The organism is Trebonia sp. (assembly GCF_030042015.1).
Lineage (GTDB): Bacteria > Actinomycetota > Actinomycetes > Streptosporangiales > Streptosporangiaceae > Trebonia.
In genome coordinates, this window is sequence record NZ_JASIAL010000333.1 from 1 (window position 1) to 8,330 (window position 8,330).

The following is an 8,330-nucleotide window of genomic DNA, read 5'->3' on the forward strand; positions in this document are numbered from 1 at the left end:
GGTGCTCGCCGAGCTCAGCGGGGTGAACGGGGAATCCCCGCTGACCGCGGCGGCGTAGATGTACGGGTTCCAGAACCCGACCCGGTGGCCGAGGTAGGAGTCGATGACCGCGGTGGAGCCATTCAGCTGCGGCGCCACGAAGCTCGTGCCGCCCCAGCCGCCCTGCAGCACCGGCTCGTCTATCGCCGCGAACGACGGCTCGTACAGCAGGTACCCGGTGAACGGGTCCGCGTCAACGGACAGGTCGGGGACGTTGCGGCCGGTGCCGCTGCCCGTGGTCACGGTTGGCGTGGGGTTGAACGCGAACGCGGTGGGCTCGACCAGCCCGTCGACGATCGTCTGGTAGTCGGTCGGCGTCAGGTACTGCACGGCGTGGAAGCTGTCGATACCCGCCACTCCCTGCTGGTAGGACGGGATCGGCTCGAGCGCCGCGAACCCGCCGCCGCCGCCGATGACCGCGGTCTGCGCGGCATCGGCCAGCGATACGCCGTTGACCTTCGCCATCGCCTGCCACAGGTAGTCCCAGCCCCAGGTGCGCTGCGCGGGCACGGTCACGGTCGCGCTGCCGTCCGGGCCGGTGACCGGGCCGGACCACGGCAGCGTGGTCCCGCCGCCCGCGGTGATGTAGGGGCTGTCCGCCGGCGTGTCGACCGACAGGTTGGTGGTGCCGATGTCCCCGGTGGCGTCGTAAGCCCCGTCGTCACCGGCGGCGTCGAAGCCGGACTGCCCCTGCACGGCCATCTCCAGGAAGGCCTCGTCGAACGCGGCCACGTACGTCGCGGCCTCCTGGCCTGCCAGGATCGACGCGAGCAGGTAGGTCTCCGACTCGCCCCAGCTCGTGGAGATGCTGGCGGCGATGTTCTGGCTGGCCGCGGTGAAGAACGCGTCGGCGAACCCGTAGTCGGTGTTGGGCGCCTGGTAGACGATCACGTTCGCGCCAGGTGCGACGCCTCCGGACTGCTCGACGTCCAGGTCGGTCTCGCCCGAGCCGGAGGCGTCGCTGGGCGCGCCCGGCCCGCCGTCGATGTTGTCCACCGTCAGGCTGCCAGTGCGCGGAATTTTCGCGATGTCGGACCAGAAGTAGTCCGGCGCCCACTGGTAGCCAGGCGGGCCGGGGTCAAGCGCGGCCAGCGTGACGATCGCGAGGGTCTGCCCGGAGCCGTCGGCGCCGGCCGCGTACAGGCCGTCGAGCCCGTAGTCGGCGGCGAAATTCTGCGGCAGGTTGCAATCGGCGGGATCGCCGGTCAGCGCCAGGCAGTAGTTGGAGCTGCCCTTCTGCGGAGTGAGCAGGCTGGTGTCCACGTGTACCGCCTGGCTCTTGTACGGGCCGTAGTTCGTCAGCCCGAGGATCGCCAGCACGAAATTCGCGAGCCGGTACGGCAGCAGCGGCGCCTGCGCGTTGCCGTACACCGTCTGCGCCGGGATCGGCCCGAGCCCGCCGCTGCCGGGCTGCTGGGGTACCTGGTACCAGTTCTGCGTGACCGACAGCGCCTGGTCGAACTCGCCCGCGGTCCCTGTGGCCACCACGTCGACGTCGTCGGCGTACACGTCGGTGCTGATGCCGAAGGACGCCAGGTAGCTGGTCAGCGCGGAGATATTGGCCTGGCTCTGGCCGTAGGTGCTGGCGAACTGGCTGACCGACAGGTAATTCTTGACGCCGGATTCAACCTGGCTTTCCAGCGCGGACACATTCTGCTCGCGCAGAATGAACGACACGGTCTCCGGGGTGCCGGCAGGGACGCCCGGGTAGACCGTCACACCTGGCAAATCCGATACGTTGATGCCCGTCGCCACCTGTTCGGGCGTGTTCGGGCCGGGAGCAGTGGAAGCAGAGGCTGAGGCGGAGGTCGCTACGGCCGCGGTCGGGGTCAGGACCGCTGCCGCCCCCAGCACTATCGCCGCCGATAGCTGCGCCTTTCTTATCCTTATCCGGATCATTTCGTGAGCACCGTCCTGGGAGATCTCGCCACAGTTTGTCGAGGTGAAGGCCGTGCAGCGCGAAAGAATTATGTCAGCTTGGCGTGTCGGACCGTGTCTTTTTCGGTGTGGTCAAGCACGGGATTTCCCGCGGAAGTCACGGCGATCGGTGCCGCTACGGGTACAGGCGCTCAAGGAACTCCGCCACGCCGTCGTCGTCGTTGCTGCCGATGACACACGTGGCGGCGGCGAGCACGTCGGGGTGCGCGTTGGCGACCGCGCAGGAGGTGCCGGCCCAGCACAGCAGCGGCAGGTCGTTCGGCATGTCCCCGAACGCCACCACCGACGACGGCCCGACCCCGTAGGACGCCGCGAGTTCGGCGACCGCCGTGGCCTTGCTCACCCCGACCGCGGCCGCCTCGATCAGGCCCTTGGCGTTGGAGTGCGAGACGCTGACCAGCCCGTCGAGCACCGGGGCGGCCAGCGCGAGCAGCTCGTCCGGGCTGTATCCGAGGTGGCGGCCGAGCAGTTTCGCCCCGGGCCTGGCGAAGAGCAGCGCGTCGCCCGGCCGGGGGATGGACGTGTCAACGGCGAACGTGATGGCCTGGAAGACGTCGTCGGCGGCCCGCCCGTCCGGATACTCGACCGCGATGCCGATGCCGGGGACCGCGGCGCGCAGCGCCCGCGCCGCCAGGGCAAGCGTCTGCGGCGGGATCAGCCGCCCGGCCGTGACCGTGTCCGAGCGCATGTCGTAGGTCAGCGCCCCGTTGGAGCAGATCGCCGTGCCCCGCTGCCCGAACGTCGCCGCGATCGGCGCCATCACCCGCGGCGGGCGCCCGGTGACGAGCACGAACCGCGCCCCCGCCTCCTCGACCCGTCCGAACGCCGCGACCGTCCGCGCCGAGATGGTCCCGTCGCCGCGGATGATCGTCCCGTCCAGGTCGGTCGCCACCAGCAGCGGGAAGGTTCGCACAGCCTACGAGCCTAGCTAACGGGCGGCGCCAGGCCCACCCGCCGCTTACCCGGCACGCCTGAGCGGGTCACGCCTGAGCGGCTACGCGCGAGCGGTCGGCGCGTGGCGCCTGGCCGAGCTCGACGAACAGCCGCAGCGCTAGGCTTGCCACGAACGGCATTTGCGGGCACAGCGCGGGAAGGCAGGGCAAGTGACTGACAAGCCTGACCCAGCGGGGGAGGGCGTCTCGCTCGACACGAGCGTGCCGCACATCGCCCGGGTCTACGACTACTGGCTGGGCGGCAAGGACAACTTCGCGGCCGACCGGGCAGCCGCCGAGCAGGTCATCGCGACGTTCCCCGACGTGCTCGTCAGCGTCCGCGCGCAGCGGGCGTTTCTCGGCCGGGCGGTGCACTACCTGGTCACCGAGGCGGGCATCAGGCAGTTCCTCGACATCGGGACCGGCCTGCCGTCGGGGAACAACACGCACGAGGTCGCCCAGCGGGCGGCGCCGCAGGCGCGGGTCGTCTACGTGGACAACGACCCGATCGTGCTCCTGCACGCCAAGACCCTGCTGGCCAGCACCCCCGAGGGCGCGACCGCCTACATTGACGCCGACCTGCGGGACACCGGCGCGATCCTGGAGCAGGCGGCCGGCGTCCTCGATTTCAGCAGGCCGGTCGCGCTCATGCTGCTCGGGGTCCTGCACTGCATACCCGATGAGGACGACCCGGCCGCGATCGTGACGCGGCTGCTTGCCGCCGTGCCCGCGGGCAGCTACCTGGCGATCGCGCACCCGGCGAGCGACGTCACCGACGAGATCAACCAGTCCATGCGGGGCTACAACCAGCAGGGGGCCGCCCCGGTCACGGCGCGCAGCCACGCGCAGGTCAGCCGCTTCTTCGACGGCCTGGACCTGGTGGCGCCCGGTGTGGTGCAACTGCACCGCTGGCGGCCGGGAACCGGGGACGGGGGCACCGGCCGGGAGCTGGCCAACTACGGCGGGGTCGGCCGCAAGCAGTAACCCGGCTAGCCGGCACCTGGCTTGGACTGCCCCGCCCGGGGGAAGGCCCAGGTTGCCGGGACCTTCTTCCCTACCCGGGGGAGGGGTCCAGGCGGCACGGTTGAGACATGAGCGCCGCACGAGACCTGACCCCGCTGCCTGACCTGCTGCACGGCGCGCCCGCCGCCGGGCCGGTGCGCACGCGCAGGCCGGTCTACGTCGACCTGCTCCCGCCGTGCAACAACGCGTGCCCCGCCGGGGAGAACATCCAGGCGTGGCTCGCGGCGGTGCGGGACAAGGACTACGAGCAGGCGTGGCGGATCCTCACCGGCGACAACCCGCTGCCCGCGATACACGGCCGGGTGTGCTATCACCCGTGCGAGGACGTGTGCAACCGGCTGCAGCTTGACTCCGCCGTCTCGATCCACGCCGTCGAGCGGTTCCTCGGTGACCTTGCCACGCGAAGCCACTGGTCGTTCGGGAGAACAGGAGAGCCAAGCGGGAAGCGGGTCCTGGTGATTGGCGCGGGCCCCAGCGGGCTGTCGGCCGCCTTTCATCTCGCCCGCCGCGGGCACCAGGTCGAGGTGCGCGACGCCGGCGCGGAGCCGGGCGGGATGATGCGCTACGGCATTCCCGCCTACCGGCTGCCCCGTGACGTGCTCGCCGCGGACATCGCGCGGATCGAGTCGCTCGGCGTGCGGCTCACGGTGAACCACCGGGTCACCGACCTCGACGCGGAAAGAAGCGGGTTCGACGCGGTGTTCGTCGCGGTCGGCGCCCACCTGTCCAAGCACGCGGAGATCCCGGCGCGCGACGCCAGCCGGATCATCGACGCGGTTCCGTTCCTGCGCGAGGTCGCCGCGGGCGGCCAGCCGGTCCTCGGCCGGCGGGTCGCCGTCTACGGCGGCGGCAACACCGCGATGGACGCGGCCCGCACGGCCCGCAGGCTCGGCGCGGACGAGGCGCTGATCGTCTACCGCAGGACGCGGGCGCGGATGCCGGCGCACGAGGAGGAGGCCGCGGCCGCCGAGCAGGAGGGCGTCCGCATCAACTGGCTCCGCACGATCACCGACTTCGAGGGCCCGGAGATGACCGTCGAGGTCATGGAGCTCGACGAGACCGGGTACCCGCGGCCGACCGGCCGGTGCGAGACGCTGCGGGCGGACACGCTGATCCTGGCGCTCGGCCAGGACGCCGACACCGGGTTCCTGGCCGCGGTGCCCGGCGTGCGGTTCCGCGCGGACGGCACCGTCGAGGTGTCGCCGCAGATGATGACCGGCTGCCCGGGCGTCTTCGCCGGCGGGGACATGGTGCCCGCGGAGCGGACGGTCACGGTCGGCACCGGGCACGGCAAGAAGGCCGCCCGCTACATCGACGCGTACCTGCGCGGCGCCGTCGAGGCCAGGCCGGGCAGGCATCCCGTCGCGGACTACCCGCTCTTGCACCCGTGGTATTTCGCGGACGATCCAACCAGGCATGAGTCCGAACGATCCGTGGCTTCTCGTGTAGCCGATTTCGGCGAGGTGATGAGCGGGCTCACGGCGGAGGCGGCGGTCTTCGAGGCCGGCCGCTGCCTGTCGTGCGGGAACTGCTTTGAGTGCGATGGCTGCCTCGGCTCCTGCCCGGAGGACGCGGTGATCAAGCTCGGCCCCGGGCACCGGTACCGCTTCGACTACGACCGCTGCACCGGGTGCGGCGTGTGCGCCGAACAGTGCCCGGTGGCGGCGATCTCCATGGTTGCGGAGGAGCAGCGATGACCCGGGTGACGATCGACGGCAACGAGGCGGCGGTCTCGGCGGCCTACCGGCTCAACGAGATCTGCTGCATCTACCCGATCACGCCGTCCTCGGTCATGGCCGAGATGGCCGACGAGTGGTCGGCCGCGGGCAGGCGCAACGTGTGGGGGAGCGTGCCCACGGTCGTCGAGATGCAAAGCGAGGGCGGCGCCGCCGGCGCGGCGCACGGCTCGCTGCAGACCGGGGCGCTGACCACGACGTTCACCGCCTCGCAGGGCCTGCTGCTGATGATCCCGAACATGTACAAGATCGCCGGGGAGCTGACCCCGGCGGTGTTCCACGTGGCGGCCCGCTCGCTGGCCGCGCAGGGGCTGTCGATCTTCGGCGACCACTCCGACGTGATGGCGGTCCGCTCCACCGGGTTCGCGCTGCTCGCGTCGGCCTCCCCGCAGGAGGCGCACGACCTGGCGGTCGTCGCGCAGGCCGCCTCGCTGGCGACGCGGGTGCCGTTCGTGCACTTCTTCGACGGGTTCCGCACCTCACACGAGCTCAACACCGTTGACCTGCTGTCCGACGACGACCTGCGCGCGCTCGTGCCCGAGTCCAGCGTGCGCGAGCACCGGGCGCGGGCGCTGTCGCCTGACCGGCCGTTCATCCGCGGCACCGCGCAGAACCCGGACACGTATTTCCAGGGACGGGAGACCGTCAACCCCTTCTACGCGCGGGTACCCGGCGCCGTCCAGGCGGCGATGGACGCGCTGGGCGCCCGCGCCGGCCGGGATCGCCACTACCGGCTGGCGCAGTACCACGGCCACCCCGAGGCCGAGCGGGTGGTCGTGGTGATGGGCTCGGGGGCGGAGACCGCCGCCGAGACCGCGGCGTACCTGGCCGCGCGCGGCGAGCGCGTGGGGGTCGTGCGGATCCGGCTGTACCGGCCGTTCCCGGCCGGGGCGTTCCTCGCCGCGCTGCCGCAAACCGTGCAGCGCGTCGCGGTGCTCGACCGGACCAAGGAGCCAGGCTCGCTCGGCGAGCCGCTGTACCTGGACGTGGTCGCCGCGCTGGCCGAGGGCGTGTCGTCGGGCGCCCGGGCCTGGCTGCCCGTGGTGGCCGGCGGGCGGTACGGGCTCGGCTCGAAGGAGTTCACCCCGGCGATGGTGGCCGGGATCTTCGCCGAGCTGTCGCTTGAGCGGCCGCGGCCGCGGTTCACGGTCGGGATCACCGACGACGTCTCTGGGCTGAGCCTGCCCTACGACCCGTCGCTGGACATCGAGCCGCCGCAGACGGTGCGGGCGGTGTTCTTCGGCCTCGGCTCGGACGGCACGGTCGGGGCGAACAAGAACAGCATCAAGATCCTCGGCGGATCTGGCCTTGAGGCGCAGGGCTACTTCGTCTACGACTCCAAGAAGTCCGGGTCGGAGACGGTGTCGCACCTGCGGTTCGGGCCGGCCCCGATCCACGCGCCGTACCTGATCAGCCCCGGCACGGCCGGGTTCGTCGGCGTGCACCAGGAGAAGCTGATCGGCAGGGACGAGGTGCTCTCCCGGGCGGCGCCTGGCGCGGTCGTGCTGCTGAACACGCCGCGCCCGGCCGATGCGGTCTGGGACTCGCTGCCCCGTTCGGCCCAGGCGGCGATCGTGGCGAAGAAGCTGTCCCTGTGGGCGGTCGACGCCAGCGGGGTCGCCCGGGCCGAAGGGCTGGGCGGGCGGGTCAACACGGTCCTGCAGACCTGCTTCTTCGCGATTTCCGGCGTGCTGCCGCGGGAGGCGGCGATCGCGGCGATCAAGGAGTCGATCGCCAAGACCTACGGGCGGCGGGGCGCCGACGTGGTGGCGCGCAACAACGCGGCGGTGGACGCGGCGCTGGCCGCGCTGCACGAGGTGCCTGTGCCGTCCGTGGTCACCGCGGTCGCCGACGTTCCCGGCCCAGTGCCCGCGGACGCGCCGGAGTTCGTGCGCACGGTCACCGCCGCGATGATGGCCGGGCACGGCGACGAGCTGCCGGTCAGCGCGCTGCCCGTGGACGGCACCTTCCCCAGCGGCACGACGAAGTACGAAAAGCGCAACATCTCCGAGCTCGTGGCGGTGTGGGACCCGGACCTGTGCATCCAGTGCGGCAACTGCTCGTTCGTCTGCCCGCACGCCGTGATCAGGTCCACGTTCTACCCGGCTGCGCTGCTCGACGGGCCCGCCGGGCGCGACGGGCCAGCGCCCGACGGGTTCGCCTCCGCGTCGCTCGACGCGCGCGGGCTGCCGGACGCGCGGTTCACGCTGCAGGTGTACGCCGAGGACTGCACCGGCTGCGGGCTGTGCGTCGAGGCGTGCCCGGTCTCCACGCCCGGTTCTCCGGTGCACAAGGCGATCAACCTCGAACCTGCCTCGCCGCAGAAGACACGGCGGGACGTCGCGTTCTTCGAGACGCTGCCGGTGGTGGACAGGTCCCGGGTGGACTTCGGCACCGTGCGCGGTACGCAGTTCCTGCAGCCGCTGTTCGAGTTCTCCCTCGCGTGCGCGGGCTGCGGCGAGACCCCGTACCTGCGGCTGTTGTCCCAGCTGTTCGGCGACCGGCTGATGGTGGCCAACGCGACCGGGTGCTCGTCGATCTACGGCGGCAACCTGCCGACGACCCCGTGGACGCACAACGCGGCCGGGCAGGGGCCGGCCTGGTCGAACTCGCTGTTCGAGGACAACGCCGAGTTCGGCCTGGGGTTCCGGCTCGCCGCCGA

Annotated in this window: 5 protein-coding genes; 3 read left to right on the top strand and 2 right to left on the bottom strand. The window is 71.7% G+C overall.

Features of this window, described 5'->3' with window-relative positions; all coding sequences use genetic code 11:
* Both Q1N79_RS17950 and Q1N79_RS17955 read right to left on the bottom strand, forming a co-directional pair.
* On the bottom strand, positions 1-1,758 hold a 1,758-nt coding region (locus Q1N79_RS17950), incomplete at its 3' end, for a S53 family peptidase (protein WP_300610338.1).
* A 334-nt stretch (positions 1,759-2,092) separates the two neighbouring features.
* Positions 2,093-2,890: an HAD family hydrolase gene (locus tag Q1N79_RS17955; protein WP_300610340.1), complete on the bottom strand. Its 798-nt coding sequence runs from the start codon at positions 2,888-2,890 to the stop codon at positions 2,093-2,095.
* Between the two features lie 190 nt (positions 2,891-3,080).
* Here Q1N79_RS17955 and Q1N79_RS17960 point away from each other — a divergent pair, with 190 nt between their 5' ends.
* The 3 genes from Q1N79_RS17960 to nifJ form a co-directional block, all read left to right on the top strand.
* A complete protein-coding gene (locus Q1N79_RS17960) occupies positions 3,081-3,893 on the top strand; it encodes an SAM-dependent methyltransferase (RefSeq protein WP_300610343.1) in 813 nt (270 codons plus the stop codon).
* A 107-nt stretch (positions 3,894-4,000) separates the two neighbouring features.
* Complete coding sequence (locus tag Q1N79_RS17965) at positions 4,001-5,629, top strand: NAD(P)-binding protein (RefSeq protein ID WP_300610345.1); 1,629 nt, start codon at positions 4,001-4,003, stop codon at positions 5,627-5,629.
* On the top strand, positions 5,626-8,330 hold a 2,705-nt coding region (nifJ, locus tag Q1N79_RS17970; protein WP_300610347.1), incomplete at its 3' end, for a pyruvate:ferredoxin (flavodoxin) oxidoreductase. The genes Q1N79_RS17965 and nifJ, both read left to right, overlap by 4 nt.